The following is a 17,131-nucleotide window of genomic DNA, read 5'->3' as shown; positions in this document are numbered from 1 at the left end:
TACCGGTCAGACCGGCGGGAGCGGGTTGAGGCGGGCGAAGACGTGCTCGGGATGGCCGTACTTCTCAAGGAATCGCTGCCGTACGAACGCCAGGTCCGGGTCGCCGTCGGTGATCACATCCACCTCGTGCACCGTCCCGGGGCACCGTCGCAGCTCCACTCTGACCGAGCCGTTGTGGGCGCGGGCAAGATGGGCGATCACCCGAGCGTCGGCCAGGTAGTGCCGGTCGCCGATGTCGAGAAACCGGCACGAGTACCGCCGTCGTCCCTCCTCGTCGGTGAGGGTGACACCCGTCAGCCAGTACTCGGTGAGCGCCACGCCACCGTCCCACAGCTCGTCGGCGCGTTCGGTGACGAAGCTGCCGAGCGGCGACACCGTGGAGACCTCCAGTTGCGAGTGATCGCCGGAGAGCTTGCCCAGCGGTAGGAACGACGCCAGCAACTTGTCGTCCCACTGGTACATCTGCACCGATGCGGCGGCGGTGTAGAGCCGGACCTCGAAGCGTGCGCGGGAGGTCTCGTCAAGGCCCTGCCGAAAGGCTTCGAGTGTTTGCAGGTTGCGGCGCGATTCCTGGCTCACGTCGCGGCGTCCGGCCAACTCGGTCGTCCGCAGCACCGCGGCCACCGAGTCAGGGTGCATCAGCAGGACCTCAACCCGGCCGCCCCGGCGTATCAGACCCGCCGCCGCGGCGAGGAATCGCTGGCTGTACGGCGGCGAGAACAACCGCGAGAACGTGTGCAGGACGCGCACCGACCTGGTCGCGGTCATCACCCGGTCGGTGTACCAGGAGAAGTCGAGGTGGCGGTGTTCGCGGACGCGGCCCTGCTGGGAGCGCCGGACGATCGGGGTGAGCGCGAAGATCACCACCAGTGCACCGACGAACTCGGCGCCCAACTCCATCGCCAGCGTGCGGCCGTACTCGGCGGCACCGCGAGCCAGGAGGAGCATCACGGCGGACAGTCCGGCGAAGAACAGCAGGACCGGAAGCGTCCGCGTCCGCACGCCGTGCGCCAGACGCACCCAGGCCGACCGGGCCAGCAGCTCCATCGACGATCGCCGTGCCATGCCCCGAAGCGTACGAGGCCAGGTCACCACCGGGCGATCACCGACAACGCCGGTCGTCGGCAGAGCCCCCGCGCCCGCACCGGGGGAGTGCGCGGACCGGGGCGGGCGGCCTACCTGGATCGGGCCGGCACCCAGTCGGTGAACCGCCGGTGCAGGTCGGTGGGCGGCTCGCCGCCGCACGCCGCGGCGAACTGCTCGGCGGCCTCCTCGCGCAGCGTCACGAGATAGACCATCAGGCCTGGCAGGTTCTCCCGGTACTCGGCGAGCAGCCGCAGCTTCGCGGGGGAACAGGGCCAGGCGATCCCGCAGGCCCGGCACCGCCAGGTCGGACGGGACGCGACATGCTCGTGCGGGCCGGTGCTCACCCGTCCGCCCGCGCCGGGCGGGAGCGGGGCGGGCGTCCACGCGCGGCGTAGGGGACCGGTGGCACGTTCACCGGCCGCATGCCGTGCGGCATCACGAACAACTGCCGCTTCTCCGTCGCATCGCCGTACCGGTCGAGCTGATAGCAGTCCACCCAGGTCCACCCGTGCGGCGGGTGCCGGTCGGGCAACTCGCGGATCACCCGCACCAGGATCGGGCTGGCGAACTGCGGGGAGGCCGCGCGGTCCAGGAGGTACACGCCGGGGGAGACCCGAGGGGTGCCGTCCTGCCGCGTCACCCGACATGGCGACGATCAAGGCGGGCCGGCCGGCGGAACGCGGATATGGCGGTGGTGGGCTCCGGAACGGGCACTGTGGGCCTCCTCAGTCGACAGAGTGGGGGAGGGCCGCCCGAGAGTGCTCGCCCGTCGGGCGGCCCGGTGCTGGTCCCGCCGACGGGCCGTGCCACGTCCGCGGTTCCGCTGGTGACACTCTGCTAGGGCGGCCATTACTCTCGGAAGGTGCTTTCGTCGTCTGGGCTGAGCTGGCGAAACGGCTGCTGACTCGGTGGCGACATGGCTAGCCGATCTTCAGTGTGAGGAGCCCTGAATGCGAGACACGCCAAACCCGGTGGCGTCCTTCATCGTGGGCGAGATCCGCCGGGCGCGGGGAGCGGCCGGCATGACGCAGGAGGCATTCGGTCGCGGCGCGGGCTTCAGCGCCTCCCACGTCAGCGCCGTCGAGGGCGGCACTCGGGCGTTGACGTTGGACTTCGCCCGAGGCGCCGACCGCGCGCTGAGCACCGGTGGCCTGTTCGAGCGGCTGGCGATGAAGCTCGGCACACCGTCCTGGTTCCTGCCGTGGCTCGACGCCGAACGCGGCGCGACGCAACTCCGCTACTTCGAACCCAACCTGATCCCGGGCCTCTTGCAGGTGGAGCACTATGCTCGTGCGGTACTTCGGACCGTGGACAGCCTGACCGACGACGAGGTCGAGCAGCGCGTCAAGGCGCGCATGGACAGGCAAGCGATCCTGACCGGCGAACGCCCGCCGCAGTTCGTTGCCGTGCTGGACGAGGGCGCGCTCCGCCTCACTGGCGACGGCCTCGGCGGGATCATGGCCCAGCAAGTCGCCCATTTGATCGCACTGGCCGAGCTTCCGCACGTTCACGTGCACGTCATTCCCCTTGGTAACGGCCTGCACGTCGGGCTGTCCGGGCCGTTCGCACTGGCGCGGTCCCGTGACGGTGTCTGGGTCGGCCACCTTGAGAATCAGCTCGGCGGGGATGTCGTCGACAACGATCACGCTGTGGCTACGCTTCAAGCGAGGTGGGAGAGCGTGCGCAACGAGGCGCTACCACGCAGGCAGTCAATCGACCTGTTGAAGGAAGTTGAGAGCCAACATGGACCTCAGTAACGCGCGGTGGCGCAAGAGCACCCGCAGCGGCGCGAGCGGCGGTAACTGCGTCGAGGTCGCCGACAACCTTCCCGGTGTCGTCGGCGTCCGCGACTCGAAGAACCCGAACGGTCCGGCGCTGACCTTCGCCCCGTCCGCATGGCGCGCGTTCGTCGCCCAGCTCACCCATCGGGCCTGACCCCGACACACGAGAGTGCCCGTCCTTCACGCGCCGGGCCGGGCCGCCGACAACTTCGGGGGTACTGCTGCCTCAGGACGCGCCGGGGCAGCAACATCCCCGAGCTTGTCTCATCCTGTTTGTGCTGGTGGTGGGGGCTTGACGTGGTGGTGTGAGGTGTTTGGTCGCAGGCCATGGGTTAGTTGATCTTTGTGGTGATCGTTTGTCTGGGTCAGCGGTTGATTTCGGTGTTGGTGAGGACGAGTAGGGCGCGGAGCAGGGTGGTGGCGTGGTGGTGCCAGCCGTGGCGTAGTCGGGTGAGGATGCGCCAGTTCTTGAGGTGGGCGTGGGCGTGTTCGTTGGCGACGCGTTCGCGGGCGAGCAGGGTGTTGGCGGTTTTCTCGGCGGGGGTGAGTTTGTGGTTGCGGCAGGCGCGGCGGCCGACGAGGACGGTGGGGTTGGTGGTGGGTTGGTCGTCGAGGCGGGTGTGGATGCGGTCGCAGATGATCGCGAGGTGATGGTGGCGCAGGCGGGCGGGCAGGTGCAGGCGTTTGGCGTGGGTGGCTTCGTGGAGTCGTGCGGGGGTGGCCGCGGAGAGCCAGAGGAGTCGGCCGTGTTGGTCGGTCAGGGTCATCACGCGTAGGTGGTGGACTTTGTGTTTCAGGCACCAGTGGCGTCGTTCTTTGGCCTTGTCGGCGGGTGCGTGCACGGGCACGCAGGTGCCGTCGAGCAGGAGTGGCTGTTCGTGGTAGGTGCGGGCGGCGGCCGCCAGGACACGGTCCAGACGTGGCGCCATCCGCGCCACGGTGGTGATGACTTGTCTGACCCAGCGGCGGACGCTGTGGTGGGACACCCCGTGGGCGGCGGCGAGGTCGGCGGGATGCTGGTCGTGGCGCAGTACCGCCAGGACGATCGTGGTGGTCTGCAGGTCGGATAGTTTGCGCCAGCGGGACTTCACCTGCCGCCGGTAGGTGCGTATCGCCTCGGTCACCAGCGCGACAGTGTCACTGGACACGGGCAGGCGGACTTGGTAGACCAATTCGTGGCCCTCGGTGGGCGGATTGATGTGTGTCACGACCAGCAACCCTCGCCGAGGGTTCCTTCATGTCCCGGGTCGCCACGCCGCAGACTTCCCGCGGAATCCGAGTCAGACGATCACCACAAAGATCATCCGGCCCCTGACCTGCAACCAAACACCTGCCATGCCCATGTCAAGACTCGCCCACCAGCACAAACAGGATGAGACAAGCTCCCCGAAGTTGCGCATCCTCGGCCAGTTACGGCGTCGGCCGGTCGGGCAAGGGCAGGGCGTCGAGCAGCTCGGCTTCTCGGCCGGCGCTCAGGCCGGCGCGTCGGTCGCGGTGCAGTCCAGCCTCGCGTTCCCAGGCTAGGGTGTCCGCCAGCAGGTCCGGGCGCGGCCGGTGGCGTAGGCCGGCGGCGGCCGCCGCCGCACCGCTGCGCGCCGACCAGCCGGAGTGGCCCGGCTCGACCAGCCACATCGGCAGCGACTCCGGGCCCATGTACTGGGCCACGCCGCGGGCCACCAGCCAGCCGGCGTCGACGTCGACCACCGGTCCGGTGTGCCCGCCGACCGCCCGGCACAGCGCGACCCACTCGCCGAAGGGGATCACCGGCCCGACCGCGTTGAACGTGCCGACCGTGCCGGCTGCGGCGCTGTCCAGCAGCCAGGCGGCCAGATCGCGCACGTCCACCACCTGCGTGGGCAGATCGGGGGTACGGGGTACCAGCATCGGCGCTTCGGGGGCGCGGGCGGCCCGCGCCACCCAGTAGCCGGAGCGATCAGTGTGGTCGCCGGGGCCGCCGATCAACCCGGCGCGGGCCACCAGCAACCGGTCTCCCACCTCGGTCGTGGAGAACTGCTCGCAGGCCACCTTCGCCTCGCCGTACTCGGCACGGTCGACCACGTCCCGAACCGTCGCCGGGAGGGTCGCCGCCGACTCGTCGGCGCCGGGTGTGTCGTGGCTGGCGTAGGCGCTGACCGACGAGACGTAGCACCAGTGCCGGGCCCGGTCGCCAAGCGCGTGCAGGGCCTGCCGGACGAAGCCGGGCTGCCACGACACCTCGATGACGGCGTCCCAGTCGCGGCCACGCAACGCGCCGTACGCCGCAGGGTCGCTCCGGTCCGCAGCGACCAGGGTCGCACCGTCCGGCACCGCGCCGCTCTCGCCACGGGCCAGGCAGGTGACACCGTGTCCCCGTCCGACGGCCTGCCGGGCCACCTCCCGCCCCAGCCATGCCGTCCCGCCCAGCACCAGTATCTCCATGCCGCCCAGCCAAGCAGCGACGGCGGGACGCAGCCAAGGATCTCTGCCGTGGGCAGAAGCGGGCTGAGTGGAAATACCGAGCTGTCAGCCCTGACCACCGACCTGAGACGCTGGGCACGGCGGCGACCCCGCGTTCGTCCGATCGTCGCCGGTGGCACGCAGCATGGTTCGCACACCGGTGGGAGGACGTGATGTCGAAGGTCGTCGTTCGAGCCACTGCGGTCGCTGGCGCGGCAGGAGCCCTCGTCGCGGCCGTCGGCCTGCCCTGGGCCTGGTACGGCGACCGGGCCGTACGCCTCACCGAGTTCCCCGGATGGGCCTGGTATGTCGGCGCGGCCGTGCTGCTCAACGTGGTCACCGCGTGGACGCTCGTCGGGCCGGGCCGTCGAGGGTGGCTGCCGCTGGTGGCCGGTGGGCTCGGTGTCGTCACGATCGTGGCCGCCGTCGTCGTCATGGCCGGCTACGCCGAGGTGTTCCTCGGCCCGGTCGTCCCCGCGGTCCGCCCGTCGCTCGGGCCGGGCGGGCCGGTCGCGGTGTTGGCGGGGCTCGCCAGCCTGTTCGCCGTGGTCGGTGCCGGGTTCAGTCGTTCCAGGTGATCCGGGGTGGCAGACCGAGGAAGTCGGCGTACCGGTGCAGCGCCTGCTCGACCTGCTCGCGGTGGGCCGGATCGAGGTCGACCAGCGGGTGCACGGTCAGGGTGACGCGGGTCTTGGCCAGGCTGCGTTTCCAGGTGCCGACCACCCGGCCGCCGACCACGACGGTGGCCTGGAAGACCCCGTTGCCGCCGGGAATGATGGCTTGCTTGTGCTCCGGGTCGAGCATCAGCGCGCGGTCCTTGTAGCCGAGCAGGTACTCGTCGAAGCCGGGCAGGGTCAGCACGTCGTCCACCGCGGCGCGGGGCGCGTCCAGCAGCGGCGTGTGCAGCACCGCCTCGGCGCCGTCGACGAGCACGGTGGTCAGGTCGGCACCGGCGGCGGCGATGCCGCGTTTGGCGTCGGCGGCGGTCAGGCCGGTCCAGCCGGCGAAGTCCTGCCGGGTGGTGGGACCGTGGCCGCGGAAGTAGCGCAGCGCCAGGGTGGCCAGCGCCTCGTCGCGGTCGAGCTGGCGCTGGCCGGGCGCCCACTCGTCGAGCAGGGCGAAGGTCTGTTCGGTGCCGACGTTGGGGGCGATGCAGGTGACGCCGCGCTGGGCCGCGTACCACAGCAGGTGGTAGCCGCGCTGGCCGGCGCCGTCGATGCCGGCCGCGACGAGCGTGGCCACGCACTCGGCGCGGGTCAGCCGGCCGCCGCCGGCGAGGGCCTCGCCCAGCACGTCGGCCGCGCGGTCCGCCTCCGCTTCCGACAGCCCGAGGAACTCGCGTCGCTTGGCCGCACCGGCGAGCGCGCGTACGCCGGTCAGCTCCAACTGCCAGCGGGCGTCGCGGGCCGGCACCAGGTGGATGGTGCCGCGCATCGGCCAGGTCCGCAGGGCCTCGCGGCGCTCCAACGCGGCGTGCACCTCGGCCTGGGTGAACCCGGGCAGCCGTACGCCGAGCGACCACATGCCGCTGGCCAGGTCCTGTGCCTGCATGGCGCCGAACCACTCCACCACGTCGGCCACCGTCGTCGGCGCGGCGGCGGTGGGATGGGGGCGCAGCAACAGGCTGGTCATCCGCAGCGCGAGGGCCTCGGAGCCGCTCAGCGCGATCGTGCCGGGAGCTGCCACGACGTCGGCCGCCTTCCACTCGGTGGTCGACGGCAGCATAGGTGCGGGCACCGACAACACGACCTGCCCGGTGGCCGGGCGGCTCCCCTGATCGCGCTACGCCAACATCATTGGTGGCGGAGCGCGATCCCCCGTTCAGGTCGACCGGTGCGGGGCGGCGACGCGGATCGCCGGCACCGGTGTCATCAGGATGACGTTTTCCTACCTGTCCGAGAACTGTGAACCACGCAACTTGCGGATATCTTGAGCAAGCCGCGCGGTCAGCCCCGGCGCGGCGGCGGCACCCGCACGGCGGCCATGCCCGCCGCGGTCGCCGCCTCGATGCCCAGGTCCGCGTCCTCGAAGACCAGGCAGGACGTCGGCGGTACGCCGAGCAGTTCGGCGGCGCGCAGGAACGGCTCCGGGTCGGGCTTGGGACGGGCGTAGTCGCCCGCGCAGACCAGCACGTCGAATCGGTCGAGGATGCCCAGCGCGTCGAGTGAGGCGGTGACCGCCTCCCGGGTGCTGCCGGAGACCACGGCGAACGGGATGCGGCCGTGCGCGTCGTCGATGTGCCGGAGCACCCCGGGGATACCGGTGGCGGTGGGCAGCAGCTGCTGGAAACGGGTCTCGCGGTGGGCGACGACCGTCTCCACCGGCATGTCCAGGCCGTGCTGTTCGTTCAGGGCGACGACGATGTCAGCGGTCGGTCGCCCGGCCCAGGCGTAGAAGAGGTCCTCGGGGAAGGCACAACCCCACCGGTCGAGGGTGTCGCGCCACGCGGTGTAGTGCTGGGGCATCGAGTCGACGATCGTGCCGTCGCAGTCGAACAGGTACGCCTGGAACTCGCCGATCGGCAGGGGCAGCATCACCGGCCCAGGCTATCCGGCGACGGCCGGCGCGCCGCTCAGAGCCGCCGGTGCATCACCAGCAGGTCGACGTAGCCCTCGGTGGAGTGTCGGAAGCCCTCCGGGATCCGCCCCACCACCTCGAAGCCGAGCGACCGCCACAGCGCCACCGCACGGGTGTTGACCGCCACCACCGCGTTGAACTGCATCGCCCGGTAGCCGTCGGCGCGGGCCAGGTTCAGCACGTACTCGCCGAGGGCCCGCCCGACGCCGCGCCCGGCCGCTGCCGGGGCGACCATGAAACTGGCGTTGGCGACGTGCGCCCCGGGGCCGAGCTGGTTGGGGGTCAGCTTCGCCGAGCCGAGGACCGTGCCGTCGGTGTCGACGGCGACCACGGTGCGCCCGGGCGGAGCGACCAGCCACATCTGCCGGGCCTGTGCCTCGTCGACGTCCCGGGGCCAGGTGTACGTCTCACCCGCGGCGACGATCTCGCGCAGGAAGGGCCAGATGCCGGGCCAGTCGTCGGTGGTCGCGATCCTGATCTCCATCGCCGGACAGCCTGCCACCCCGCCGCCGGTGCCGGCCACCGGAATCCGCCCGCGGGGACCGGTGGACACCGACCGATGTTTGTCGCCGCAAACATCGGGTAGTCGCCGGAGCTGATCCCGATGAGGAAGGACGAGCGATGGCGGCACAGGTCAAGGTGGCGGTGATCTACTACAGCGCGACCGGCATCACCTACCAGATGGCGCAGGCGGCGGCGGAGGCCGCCGGTGAGGCGGGCGCGGAGGTCCGGCTGCGCAAGGTGCGCGAGCTGGCGCCGGACGAGGCGATCCGCTCCAACTCGGGATGGCAGGCGCACCGGTTGGAGACCCAGAACGTGGAGGAGGCACAGCCGGACGACCTCAGCTGGGCGGACGTGGTGATCTTCGGTTCGCCGACCCGCTACGGCCTGATCGCCGCCCAGCTCAAGCAGTTCATCGACACCACCGGCCCGCTGTGGGCCCAGGGGGCGCTGGCGAACAAGGTCTACTCCGGCTTCACCTCCACCGCCACCGAGCACGGCGGGCAGGAGTCGACGCTGCTGTCGCTGTTCCACGTCTTCTACCACTGGGGCGGGATCGTGGTCACCCCCGGGTACACCGAGCCGAGCCAGTTCACCGCCGGCAACCCGTACGGCGCCTCGCACACCAGCAACAACGGCGAGACCGCGCCCGACCACATCGCGCTGGAGGCGACCGCGCTGACCGCGAAGCGGGCGGTGCGCATCGGTGCCGCGCTCAAGCAGGGCCTCGCCGGCTAGGTCGGGACAGCAGGACCGGCGGTCCGGGCGGGGGCTCTCAGACCCGCCCGGACCGCCGGCTGTTCACAGCGCTACCCCGGATCGATCCGGCTATGCCTGCGCCGCCGGGGACAACTCACCGGCCGGCGCCGGCAGCAGATCGCGCAGCAGGTCGGTCAGGACCGCCAGCCCGTCCGGGCTGAGCACCGACTCGGGGTGGAACTGCACCCCGGCGAAGCCGCGCCCGCGCAGGGCGTGCACCGCACCGTCGGCCTCGTCACGGGCAAGTGCCACCGGTCCGTACGGGCCGTCGTGGTGGTCGGTGGCGGCGCGGGCGGTGAAGGTGGCGTAGAAGCCGACCCGGCGGGGCGTGCCGAACAGGGTGACCGTGCGTTGCAGCCCCTGGTAGGGCGCGTCGCGGCGGTGCACCGGCAACCCGAGCAGACCGGCGAGGAGCTGGTGACCGAGACAGACGGCGAGCGTCGGGTGTCCGGCGTCCAGCAACCGGGTGAGCAGGGCACGCAGCCTGGTCATCTTCTCCGTGTCACCGTTCGGGTCACCCGGGCCCGGACCGACCACCACCAGGTCGTACGCGCCGACCGGCTGCTCGTCGTGCCAAGGCCGGACGGTCACCGACAGGCCGAGGGCGCCGAGCTGATGGGCCAGCATCCCGGTGAAGGTGTCCTCCCCGTCGACGATCAGGGCCCGGCGGCCGGCCAGGGCGGGCAGGGCCAGCGCTCCCGGTGGCCGCTGGTCCAGCCAGAACCGGGCCAGCGGGGCGTTGCGGGCGGCGAGGGCGGCGCGTACCTGCGGGTCGTCGGCGAGACGGAGCGTGGGGTGCGGCCCGGCCGGCGCCTGCGGGCCGAGACCGAGGGCGGCCAGCACACCGGCGGCCTTGGCGTGGGTCTCCGCGACCTCGGCGGCGGCGGTGGAGTGGCGCACCAGCGTCGCACCGACCGGTACCCGCAGCTCACCGGTGGGGGAGATCTCGGCGGTACGGATCAGGATGGGCGCGTCGAGGCTCTGCCGGCCCGTCTCGTCGTGGCCGAGCAGGGCCAGCACCCCGGAGTAGTAGCGACGCCCGGTGCGTTCGTGTCGGGCGATCACCCGGCAGGCGTTCTCCATCGGGCTGCCGGTCACCGTCGGCGCGAACATCGTCTCCCGCAGCACCTCACGGACGTCCTTCGTGCCCCGTCCGGCCAGCAGGTACTCGGTGTGCGCCAGGTGCGACATCTCCTTCAGGTACGGCCCGACGACCTGCCCGCCCCGCTCGGCGACGGTGGCCATCATCTTCAACTCCTCGTCGAGGACCATGTACAGCTCTTCGGTCTCCTTGGTGTCGGCGAGGAAGCGCAGCAGCGCGGCCCGGTCGGCGGCGGCACCGGTGTGCCGGAAGGTGCCGCTGATCGGGTTCATCATCACCAGACCGTCGTCGACGCTGACGTGCCGTTCCGGGCTGGCGCCGACCAGGGTGCGCGCTCCGGTGTGCACCACGAACGTCCAGTACGCCCCGCGCTCGCGGGTCAGCAGGGAACGCAGCGCGGCCAGCGCGGCGGTCAGCGGGGCGCCCCGCACCTGGGCGCGCAGGGTGCGGTGGATGACGAAGTTGGCGCCCTCGCCGTGGCCGATCTCGTCGGCCAGCACCCGGGCCACGGTGGCGGCGTACTCGTCGTCACTGGTGTCGAAGGCGGCGCCGGTGGTGCGGACGGGCTCGGTCGGCAGCGCGTCCAGCACACCGGCCAACGGCAGCCGGTGGTGGTGGTCGATGCGGAGGCATTCCAGCGGCACCCCGTCGTCGACACAGGCGAAGCCCCGCTCGGCGATCTGCCGGTACGGCACCAGGGCCAGTGTCTGCGGGCCGGCGGTGGCGGCGGGCAGGGGGATGTCGGCGAGCCGGTCGACGGTCGTCACGGTGCCGGTGAACAGGTCGAGATGCTCGGCGCCGTCGCGGCGTAACAGCGCGAACGGGCCGGGGTCGAGGCCGGCGGCGAGCGTGGTGAGCAGGTCGGTCAGCTGGTGCATCGGTCTCCTCGGGCCGGGCGACCGCTGTCGGGGGCGGCCCCGAGGACCGGGACATGACCGGCGGCCGCCTCGTCGGGCGGCCGCGTGGGTTGAAGCTACGCGCGGGGGAGGGCCGCCGGGTCGGCGGGCCACCAGCAGGTCAGTCGCGCGAGCATGCGAACACCCTACGCGTCGGACGGCCGTCGTGGAAGCCGATCGGCGGACCCGGTGCGCGCCAGCGTTGTGCCGTGGGGATCACCGGGTACCTTGACCCGCGATGAAGATTCTCGCGCTGGACCTGGGCACCTCCTCGGTGCGTGGGCTCGTGCTGGACGACGCGCAACCGCTGCCGGGGGCGCTGGCCCGTCGCCGGATGGTGGTCACCGTCGACGACGAGGGTGCCGGCACCCTCGACGCCCGTGCCTACCTGGCCTGCCTGATCGAGTGCCTGGACGAATTGCACGGGCAGGGCTGGCTGGACGGAGTCCAGTTGGTGGCGGTCAGCGGCCAGTGGCACTCGGTGGTGCCGCTGAGCGCCGGCGACGAGCCGCTCGGGCCGGTGCTGACCTGGCTGGACACCCGGCCCGAGCCGCCGGCGACGGCGGTCGGTCCGGCCGACCCGGACGCCTTCCACCAGCGCACCGGCACCTGGTGGCACCGCTGCTACTGGTCGGTGCGGCTGCCCTGGCTGCGCGCCCGCACCGGGGCGCGGATCGCCCGCTTCACCGGCCTGGTCGAGTACGTGCTCGGCCAGCTGCTCGCCGAGGCGCCGATGTCGATGTCACAGGCGTCCGGCACCGGCCTGCTGGACCTGCACACCCTGGACTGGGACCCCGAGGCACGCGCCCTGGCCGGCAGCGACGGCGCCGATCTGCCCGAACTGGCCCCCCGCGACTGGCACGGCGGGCTGCGCGCGGAGTACGGCCGGCGGTGGCCGGCACTGGCCCGGGCCCGCTGGGCGCCACCGCTCGGTGACGGTGCCGCCTCGAACGTCGGCTCCGGTTGTGTGGATCCCACCCGGGCGGCGGTGACCGTGGGTACGTCCTCCGCGGTCCGGTTGTTGCAGCGGATGCCGACGTCCGCCGGGTCGACCGTGCTGCCGCACCGGCTGTGGCGCTACCGCGTCGACCACGACCATGTGGTGACCGGGGTCGCGTACTCCTCGGGTGGGAACCTGTTCGCCTGGGCGGACCGGGAGCTACGGCTGCCGACCGGCCGGGCGCTGGAGGAGGCGCTGGCGCTGCTGCCGCCCGACGGCGGCCGGCCGGCCAACGTGCGGTTCGGCGGCGACCGTCCGCCGGGCATCCGCCCGGCCGGGCTGGGCGAGCTGCGCGGACTGGGCTTCGGCACCACCGCGGTGGAGATGCTGGCCGGGCTCATGTACGGGGTGTGCGAGCAGGTCGTCGAGGATCTGGTGGTGCTGGAGTCCACGGTGGGCGGGCCGGTGGAGGTGGTCCTCGGTGGCGGCGCGATAGCCGCCTCGACGTGGTGGCGGGAGGCGTTCGCCGCGGTGCTGGCTCCCCGGCCGGTCCGGTTCGCGCGGCACCCGGAGATCGGGGCCACCGGCGCGGCGCTGGTGGCCACCGGCCGGATCGCCGATGCCGTGGTGGTGGCCGACATCGGCCGGACGGATGATCAAGACTCGGCGACCTCGGCATAGGGTGGCGACCGGCAGTACCCTTCCTTAACCCTTCATAAGGGCAGGGCGTTGACACTGCTCTCGGGCCTGGTTGGATGGACCGCGCTCCCCGGACCGCGGCGGACGCGTGGGGGAGGAGGAGCGGGTGGGTGTAGGACCGGAGCAGGCGCCCGGGGTGTCGCAGCACCGCCGGCGTCGGTTCGACGTCCGGGTGGTACCCCACCGACGTCGCTCTGCCCTGCGCCTGCAGGACTGGCGGATGCGCACCAAGCTGGCCACGGTGCTGGTCATCCCGTCGGTCGCCTTCCTGGTGCTGGCCGGCGTGCAGACCCAGAGCCTGGTCGGCCGGGCCAGCGTCCTGGGTGACTTCGCCGCGCAGGTCGGCATCGGGCGCGAGATCACCGCGCTGACCCATCGGTTGCAGCTGGAGCGTGACCGCACGGCCGGCGAACTGCCCGCCCTGCGTGACGCCGCCGACGAGGAGGCCGGTGAGGAGCGGCTGGCCGTGTTGCAGCCCTACCGTGACGCCGCCGACCAGGCGGCGGCGGAGCTGCGCGCGGCGGCCGAGCCGTTGGCCGAGGCGGACGCCTCGTGGCGGGACGTCTACGTGGTGGCCTCCCAGGCGTACCAGCAGGTCGACTACATCCGGAACACGATGACCACGGTGTTGCTCACCGACGACACCATCATCGGTAACTACCACCGCGCGATCGACGCGTTGCTGAATCTGCTCGCCCAGCCGACGCCGGGCGCCGACCGGCCGGAGCTGGCCGACGCGGTGCTGCGCTACGTGCAGTTCGCCCGGGCGAAGGAACTCTCCTCGCGGGTCCGGGCGGAGCTGTACTCGGCGGCCCGGGCCGGCAGCTACGACTCCGAGGACGCGGCCCAGCTGCCCGACCTGCGGGCGCGCCAGCTGACCGCGCTCGGCGCGTTCCGGATCGCGGCGACGACCGCACAGGTGAACCGCTACGACGAGATGAGTCTGGATCCGGCCTTCGTCGCCGCCTCCCGGATGGAGGAACAGGCGCTGGCGCAGGGCGTGTCGGGGTCGGCGGTGCTGGACGCGGAGCAGTGGTGGACGGCCAGCGAGGCCCGCCACGAGCTGTTGCAGCGCTTCGAGGCGAGCGTGCTGGCGGCCTCGGCGCGGCAGGCCGACGACGCGAGCGACACCCAGCTGCGGGAGACGCTGCTGGTCGTCGGCGTGATCATCACGGTCCTGCTGGTGGCGGTGCTGATCTCGGTGCTGATCGGTCGGTCGTTGGCCCGGTCGATCCGGCTGCTGCGCTCCCAGGCGTTGCGGATCGCGCAGATCGAGCTGCCCGAGGCGCTGGCCCGGTTGCGGTCGGTCTCCGGTGGCGTACCGCCGATCGACGTCTCGCCGGCGGTCGTGCGGTCCCTCGACGAGATCGGTGAGCTGGCCGAGGCGTTCGTCGCGGTGCACCGCAGCGCCGTCGGGGTGGCCGTCGAGCAGGCGAACATGCGCCGTAACGTCAACGCGATGTTCGTCAACCTCGCCCGGCGCAGTCAGGTGCTGGTGGAGCGGCAGCTGGAGCTGCTCGACGACCTGGAGCGCGAGGAGGGCGACCCCGAGCAGCTGGAGAACCTGTTCAAGCTCGATCACCTGGCCGCCCGCATGCGCCGTAACGACGAGAGCCTGCTCGTGCTGGCCGGCACCGAGTCGACCCGCCGGTGGAACCGGCCGATCGGGCTGAGCGCGGTACTGCTGGCGGCCAGCGCCGAGATCGAGCAGTACCAGCGGGTGCGACACGAGGCGGTGGCGGACCTGCACGTGGTCGGGCACGCCGTCGGTGAGCTGGTGCACCTGCTGGCCGAGCTGTTGGAGAACGCCACCGCCTTCTCCCGGCCGGACACCATCGTGCAGGTGATGGCCCGGGTGGAGGGACCCGGTGCGGTGATCGAGATCGCCGACCAGGGCCTCGGGATGAGCGCGACGGCGCTGGCCGAGGCGAACGCGGTGCTGGCCGCCCCGCCGGCGGCGGACGTGGCCACGGTCGAGCGGATGGGTCTGTTCGTGGTCAGTCACCTCGCCGCCCGGCACGGCATCGAGGTGCGGCTGCACGGCGGTGCCGGTGGGCTGGTGGCCCGGGTACGGCTGCCGCGTCCGCTGCTCGCGGCGGCGCCACCGCCGAGCCTGGACCCGGTGCCGTCGCCGCGCGGGCTGCCGGTCGCGACACCTCGCCCGGCCGCGGTCGCCCCGGCCGACCCGGGGCCGGCGGATCTGCCGGTGGCCGGACGCCGTCCGACCACGGTGCCCCGCCAGGCCCATCCGGTGCCGGTACGCGCGGAGGACGTACTCGCCCCGGCGGCGGTGCCGCCGAGCGGCGGTGGCGGCTGGTGGTCGCGGGAGGGACCGACGTCGGCGGTCCCCGCGGCCGGTGCCGGCGCACCGGCACCGCCGGCCGTGCCGGTGACCGCCGGGACGAACGAGCGCGGCCTGCCGATGCGGGTGCCGATGGCGCAGCTCAGTGCGGTGACCCAGCCGGCCCGCCCGGAGCAGCGGCAGCCGACCCGCGACGATCCGGACCCGGAAGCCGTCGGCGGGATGTTGTCCAGGCTGTACAGCGGTGTGCGGCGGGCCGAGGCCGAGGAGACCACCGAGATACCCGTGCCACCGCTCGGGGCGTGGAGCGAAGGAGGACGGAAGTGATGACGTTGTCGCAGGAGGCTCGCGACCTGAGCTGGCTGGTCAGCGCGTTCGCGGAGCGGGTGCCCGGCGTGGCGCACGCGGTGGTGGTCTCCTCCGACGGGCTGCTGGTCGCGATATCCGACCACCTGCCACGGGACCACGCCGACAAGCTCGCCGCGGTCACCTCGGGGCTGATGAGCATCACCGCCGGCGCCGCCCAGATGTTCGACGGGGACGTGGTCAAGCAGACCGTGGTGGAGATGGGGCGGGGCTACTTCCTGGTCATGCAGGTACGCGACGGCTCGATCCTGGCCACCCTGGCGGCGGCGGACGCGGACATCGGCGTGGTGGGCTACGAGATGGCCCGGCTGGCCAAGCAGGCCGGCGAGATGCTGACCCCGGCCCTGCGCGCCGAACTGCAGCAGGCGCTGCCCCGCTGAGCCGGCGGGGCGGCGGCTGCCGGCCGTTACCGTAGGCCGAGCCCGGCACCGGGAGTGGTGGGGCGGGAAGCGAGCCACCAGGCGACGGTCGCGGCCACGGCGACGACGCCGCTGAACAGGAACGGTGCCTCGATGCCGGCCCGGGCGGCCAGCGCACCACCGGCCAGCGCGCCCAGCGCGGTGCAGCTGTAGGTGACCAGGCGGGAGGCGGCGATGACCCGCCCGAGCAGCCCGCCCGGCACCAGCCGTTGGCGTACCGACAGCGCGGCGACGTTGAGCACGGCGAACGCGGCGCTGGTGGTGACCACCACGACCACCGCGACGGCGCGGTGCCCGACGACGGCCAACAGGACCGGCACGCCGGCGGTGACGGCCATCGACCAGGTCAGCACGGACCGGTGGTGGAAGCGGGCGAGGACCCGGTCGGCGGCGAACGAGCCGAGCAGGCCACCGGCCGCGCCGGTGGCCAGCAGCAGACCGAACCCGAACGCGCCGAGGCCGAGAGCGTCGCGGGCGTAGAGTACGAAGATCGCGAACCAGGCGGTGTCCGCGGCCGCCACGGCGGCGGTGACGAGCACCAGGGTACGCATCATCGGCTGGCGGAGGAGCCAGCGCAGGCCGGCCAGGACGCCGTCACCGTCGGTGGCCGGCGGGGCGTCGGCGGGGTCTGGGGTGGCGCGGTGCGCCAGGGTCAGCGGCAGCGAGAGGACGAGCATCACCGCCAGCGCCAGGGCGGCCCCGTTGACGGCGAACGGGATGGCGGCACCCAGCACGAACAGCAGGGCGCCCACCGGTGGACCGACGAACTCGTTGCCGACGATCTCCCCGGCGACCAGGCGTCCGTTGGCCTTCTCCAGCTGCGCGTCGGGCACGAGTCTGGGCACGGCGGTCTGGGCGGCGGTGTCCCGGATGGTCTCGCCGACGCCGAGCAGGAACGCGGCGGCGACGACGTGGGCGATGGTGGCCCAGCCCAGGGCGACCGTGGTGGCCAGCGCGGCCAGCACGACGACGCGGCCGGTGTCGGCGGCGGCCAGCAGCGTGCGGGCCCCTCGGCGGTCGGCGAGCGCGCCGGCGAGCAGACCGGAGACGAGCCACGGCAGGAACTGGGCCGCGGCGACGGCACCGACGGCCAGCGGGTCGTCGGTGAGGGCGGCGGCCAGCAGCGGGAAAGCGGCGACCCGGATGCCGTCGCCGAGGTTGGCCAGCGCGGCCGCGCTCCAGAAGGTCCAGAACGGCCGGCCCAACCCGCTTCGATCACGCATGCGGGGATCGTACGTGCCTCGGCGGCGGCCCGGAGCCGGGCCGC

General features: G+C 72.7%; 17 protein-coding genes. 7 read left to right on the top strand and 10 right to left on the bottom strand.

Annotation, left to right across the window (positions count from 1 at the left end; translation table 11 throughout):
* Positions 1-6: 6 nt before the first annotated feature.
* The 3 genes from O7597_RS00630 to O7597_RS00620 all read right to left on the bottom strand — a co-directional run bounded on the left by O7597_RS00630 (position 7) and on the right by O7597_RS00620 (position 1,726).
* A complete protein-coding gene (locus O7597_RS00630) occupies positions 7-1,065 on the bottom strand; it encodes a hypothetical protein (RefSeq protein WP_269742406.1) in 1,059 nt (352 codons plus the stop codon).
* Between the two features lie 110 nt (positions 1,066-1,175).
* Entirely contained in the window at positions 1,176-1,430 is a 255-nt protein-coding gene (locus tag O7597_RS00625) for a flavin reductase (RefSeq protein WP_281581742.1), read from the bottom strand.
* Positions 1,427-1,726, bottom strand: a complete 300-nt coding sequence (locus tag O7597_RS00620) for a hypothetical protein (protein WP_281581741.1) — start codon at positions 1,724-1,726, stop codon at positions 1,427-1,429. The genes O7597_RS00625 and O7597_RS00620 overlap by 4 nt, the downstream gene beginning before the upstream one ends.
* 310 nt (positions 1,727-2,036) lie before the next feature.
* On the opposite strand from O7597_RS00620, the gene O7597_RS00615 reads away from it, so the two are divergent.
* The gene (locus tag O7597_RS00615; protein ID WP_281581740.1) at positions 2,037-2,843 is read left to right on the top strand and encodes a helix-turn-helix transcriptional regulator; all 807 of its coding nucleotides are present in this window, start codon (positions 2,037-2,039) and stop codon (positions 2,841-2,843) included.
* Positions 2,830-3,021: a DUF397 domain-containing protein gene (locus O7597_RS00610; RefSeq protein ID WP_281581739.1), complete on the top strand. Its 192-nt coding sequence runs from the start codon at positions 2,830-2,832 to the stop codon at positions 3,019-3,021. The genes O7597_RS00615 and O7597_RS00610 overlap by 14 nt, the downstream gene beginning before the upstream one ends.
* Before the next feature lie 211 nt (positions 3,022-3,232).
* Here O7597_RS00610 and O7597_RS00605 read toward each other — a convergent pair whose 3' ends face one another.
* Together O7597_RS00605 and O7597_RS00600 are read right to left on the bottom strand one after the other, a co-directional pair.
* On the bottom strand, positions 3,233-4,075 hold the full coding sequence (locus tag O7597_RS00605) for a transposase family protein (protein WP_281581738.1): 843 nt from the start codon (positions 4,073-4,075) through the stop codon (positions 3,233-3,235).
* Positions 4,076-4,277: 202 nt separating this feature from the next.
* Entirely contained in the window at positions 4,278-5,285 is a 1,008-nt protein-coding gene (locus O7597_RS00600) for a reductase (RefSeq protein WP_281581737.1), read from the bottom strand.
* Positions 5,286-5,476: 191 nt separating this feature from the next.
* Here O7597_RS00600 and O7597_RS00595 point away from each other — a divergent pair, with 191 nt between their 5' ends.
* Entirely contained in the window at positions 5,477-5,881 is a 405-nt protein-coding gene (locus O7597_RS00595; RefSeq protein WP_269742397.1) for a hypothetical protein, read from the top strand.
* Here the strand turns inward: O7597_RS00595 and O7597_RS00590 are convergent.
* The 3 genes from O7597_RS00590 to O7597_RS00580 form a co-directional block, all read right to left on the bottom strand.
* On the bottom strand, positions 5,865-6,935 hold the full coding sequence (locus tag O7597_RS00590; RefSeq protein WP_281583352.1) for a winged helix DNA-binding domain-containing protein: 1,071 nt from the start codon (positions 6,933-6,935) through the stop codon (positions 5,865-5,867). The two genes, O7597_RS00595 and O7597_RS00590, sit on opposite strands and share 17 nt — an antisense overlap.
* A 314-nt stretch (positions 6,936-7,249) precedes the next feature.
* Positions 7,250-7,840 carry an HAD-IA family hydrolase gene (locus O7597_RS00585; RefSeq protein WP_281581736.1) on the bottom strand — a complete coding sequence of 197 codons (591 nt, stop codon included), beginning with the start codon at positions 7,838-7,840 and terminating at the stop codon, positions 7,250-7,252.
* A 35-nt stretch (positions 7,841-7,875) separates the two neighbouring features.
* On the bottom strand, positions 7,876-8,364 hold the full coding sequence (locus O7597_RS00580) for a GNAT family N-acetyltransferase (RefSeq protein WP_281583351.1): 489 nt from the start codon (positions 8,362-8,364) through the stop codon (positions 7,876-7,878).
* A gap of 137 nt (positions 8,365-8,501) precedes the next feature.
* Here O7597_RS00580 and wrbA point away from each other — a divergent pair, with 137 nt between their 5' ends.
* Positions 8,502-9,119, top strand: a complete 618-nt coding sequence (gene wrbA, locus O7597_RS00575) for an NAD(P)H:quinone oxidoreductase (RefSeq protein WP_269742390.1) — start codon at positions 8,502-8,504, stop codon at positions 9,117-9,119.
* Positions 9,120-9,209: 90 nt separating this feature from the next.
* On the opposite strand, the gene O7597_RS00570 is transcribed toward wrbA, so the two are convergent.
* A complete protein-coding gene (locus O7597_RS00570; RefSeq protein ID WP_269742389.1) occupies positions 9,210-11,120 on the bottom strand; it encodes an anthranilate synthase family protein in 1,911 nt (636 codons plus the stop codon).
* A gap of 256 nt (positions 11,121-11,376) precedes the next feature.
* On the opposite strand from O7597_RS00570, the gene O7597_RS00565 reads away from it, so the two are divergent.
* The 3 genes from O7597_RS00565 (at position 11,377) to O7597_RS00555 (ending at position 15,825) form a co-directional block, all read left to right on the top strand.
* The gene (locus tag O7597_RS00565) at positions 11,377-12,759 is read left to right on the top strand and encodes an FGGY family carbohydrate kinase (RefSeq protein ID WP_281581735.1); all 1,383 of its coding nucleotides are present in this window, start codon (positions 11,377-11,379) and stop codon (positions 12,757-12,759) included.
* 124 nt (positions 12,760-12,883) lie between these two features.
* Positions 12,884-15,406, top strand: a complete 2,523-nt coding sequence (locus O7597_RS00560) for a nitrate- and nitrite sensing domain-containing protein (RefSeq protein ID WP_269742387.1) — start codon at positions 12,884-12,886, stop codon at positions 15,404-15,406.
* Between the two features lie 5 nt (positions 15,407-15,411).
* Complete coding sequence (locus O7597_RS00555) at positions 15,412-15,825, top strand: roadblock/LC7 domain-containing protein (protein WP_155218583.1); 414 nt, start codon at positions 15,412-15,414, stop codon at positions 15,823-15,825.
* A gap of 26 nt (positions 15,826-15,851) precedes the next feature.
* Here O7597_RS00555 and O7597_RS00550 read toward each other — a convergent pair whose 3' ends face one another.
* Positions 15,852-17,087 (bottom strand): MFS transporter, encoded by a 1,236-nt coding sequence (locus tag O7597_RS00550; protein WP_269742386.1) that lies wholly within the window; start codon positions 17,085-17,087, stop codon positions 15,852-15,854.
* Positions 17,088-17,131 lie beyond the last annotated feature (44 nt).

It is taken from the genome of Verrucosispora sp. WMMC514 (assembly GCF_027497295.1).
Lineage (GTDB): Bacteria > Actinomycetota > Actinomycetes > Mycobacteriales > Micromonosporaceae > Micromonospora > Micromonospora palythoicola.
Note: the sequence above shows the minus strand (reverse complement) of the source record. Positions and strands in the feature narration are given on the sequence as shown.

Bases quoted from the DNA above. Each gene is read 5' to 3' on its own strand.
- O7597_RS00630 (WP_269742406.1), bottom strand. From the start codon at position 1,065: ATGGCACGGCGATCGTCGATGGAGCTGCTGGCCCGGTCGGCCTGGGTG.
- O7597_RS00615 (WP_281581740.1), top strand. From the start codon at position 2,037: ATGCGAGACACGCCAAACCCGGTGGCGTCCTTCATCGTGGGCGAGATC.
- O7597_RS00610 (WP_281581739.1), top strand. From the start codon at position 2,830: ATGGACCTCAGTAACGCGCGGTGGCGCAAGAGCACCCGCAGCGGCGCG.
- O7597_RS00600 (WP_281581737.1), bottom strand. From the start codon at position 5,285: ATGGAGATACTGGTGCTGGGCGGGACGGCATGGCTGGGGCGGGAGGTG.
- O7597_RS00595 (WP_269742397.1), top strand. From the start codon at position 5,477: ATGTCGAAGGTCGTCGTTCGAGCCACTGCGGTCGCTGGCGCGGCAGGA.
- O7597_RS00590 (WP_281583352.1), bottom strand. From the start codon at position 6,935: ATGACCAGCCTGTTGCTGCGCCCCCATCCCACCGCCGCCGCGCCGACG.
- O7597_RS00580 (WP_281583351.1), bottom strand. From the start codon at position 8,364: ATGGAGATCAGGATCGCGACCACCGACGACTGGCCCGGCATCTGGCCC.
- wrbA (WP_269742390.1), top strand. From the start codon at position 8,502: ATGGCGGCACAGGTCAAGGTGGCGGTGATCTACTACAGCGCGACCGGC.
- O7597_RS00570 (WP_269742389.1), bottom strand. From the start codon at position 11,120: ATGCACCAGCTGACCGACCTGCTCACCACGCTCGCCGCCGGCCTCGAC.
- O7597_RS00565 (WP_281581735.1), top strand. From the start codon at position 11,377: ATGAAGATTCTCGCGCTGGACCTGGGCACCTCCTCGGTGCGTGGGCTC.
- O7597_RS00550 (WP_269742386.1), bottom strand. From the start codon at position 17,087: ATGCGTGATCGAAGCGGGTTGGGCCGGCCGTTCTGGACCTTCTGGAGC.